Annotated in this window: 1 protein-coding gene and 1 pseudogene; both read left to right on the top strand. The window is 39.0% G+C overall.

The window, feature by feature from the left end; all coding sequences use genetic code 11:
* Positions 1–309: 309 nt before the first annotated feature.
* Positions 310–423, top strand: a pseudogene (locus tag ACFVSH_RS26375) (MFS transporter); the annotation flags it as partial.
* A 223-nt stretch (positions 424–646) separates the two neighbouring features.
* A partial coding sequence (locus ACFVSH_RS26380) for a family 14 glycosylhydrolase (protein ID WP_387708769.1) occupies positions 647–1638 on the top strand: 992 nt, incomplete at its 3' end.

Here is a 1638-nt window from a genome sequence, read left to right on the forward strand (position 1 = left end):
CAATGGAGACACCCCGTAGGTACAATGGCTCCGAGGGCGGACCGCCTGCAGAAAGCGAAAATTAACGGACAAATTAAACTGTAAACACACTCAATCATAGTTGGGTTTATTTATAATCTGGAAGAGAAGCTAAAGCATTAGGTTTCTCTTTTTTTGTATGGAAAATATTAGAAAAAAAGCTTATTGGCTTTGGCATATGCCCTTCCATAACTGAAAAGTTAAACATTACATCACCTAAGTAAACCACAATATCATTCAATTTATATAAGAAAAAGGGAATGAAATTATTAAATTTTGACCATTAACGAATTCGGAGGAAGTCTAGCCGAGCTCTATTTAATTGGGATTTTGCTCGGAGTGGCTGGTGCAAGTTTTGCTGCAGCGCTTCCTATGGCTAGTCGCTGGTATCCCCCGCATTTGCAGTTTTATAAAAATATAGATGGCCCGCTGCTCTGGATAGTCTCTTAGACTATCCATTTTTTCTTTCCGGAGCGTTAAACTAAATTCCACTGACGGAATAATTGATAAATATTTCCAAAACAAATATAATTTTCAGTAAAGGAATACCTCTATTAAACGAAGTGAATATAAACGATTTCAATGGTGCACAAATGAAAAAAGTTATTGGGGAAGGGTTGGCATTTTTATGAACAAATTATCTGTTGGCGTTTTTACCTTTATGCTGTATTTTGTTCCTTTATCAAGTACTTCACCTGGATCAGGTGAAGTAAAACCAGATTACAAGCTTTATGTAATGGCTCCATTGGGCGAAATAACAGATTGGGAGGCATTTGAGGCACAGCTAACTCAGTTGAAGGAAAATGGAGTTTATGCAATAACGACAGATATTTGGTGGGGATTAGTCGAGAGTAAAAAAGATAATCAGTTTGATTGGTCCTATTATAAAAAATATGCGGAAACTGTGAAAGCTTCCGGTTTAAAATGGGTGCCCATTTTGTCTACACATCAATGCGGCGGTAATGTGGGGGATGATTGTAACTATTCCATCCCGAGTTGGCTCTGGAATAAAGACACTCTAGAAAACATGGCATTCAAGAGTGAAAGTGGTTTCTGGAATAAGGAGGTACTTGCTCCTTGGTGGGAAGGTACAGCCGATCAGTACAACGAATTGTATAAATCCTTTGCAGAGAACTTTGCTGATAAGAAGGGTTTAATAGCTAAAATATATTTAAGTGCAGGACCAGCTGGGGAACTACGATATCCCTCCTATCAAAATGCTGATGGCTGGGATTATCCTGAAAGGGGACAGCTTCAAGTTTATACAGAAGGTGCGAAACGGGACTTCAGGCTTACCATGAGGGAAAAATATTCAAAGATAAAAAAATTAAATGCTGCGTGGGGCAAAACGTATAAAAACTGGAATGAGATACAGCCGCCAGGAAACGGGGATGAATTTTTCACCAGGGGCGGAGCAATCGATACACAATTTGGATACGACTTTATGCAGTGGTATCAAGGAGCACTCGAAAAGCATCTTGCAAAAATCTCTAAATTCGCCCATAAACATTTTGATGAAGTCTTTGGCGTGCCAATTGGAGCTAAAATCTCAGGAGTACATTGGAAAATGAATGATCCAGTATTGCCGCATTCTGCAGAGTATAGTGCAGGGTACTATAA

The sequence above is a fragment of the Peribacillus sp. NPDC058002 genome (genome assembly GCF_042886655.1).
Classification (GTDB): Bacteria; Bacillota; Bacilli; order Bacillales; family DSM-1321; genus Peribacillus; species Peribacillus aracenensis.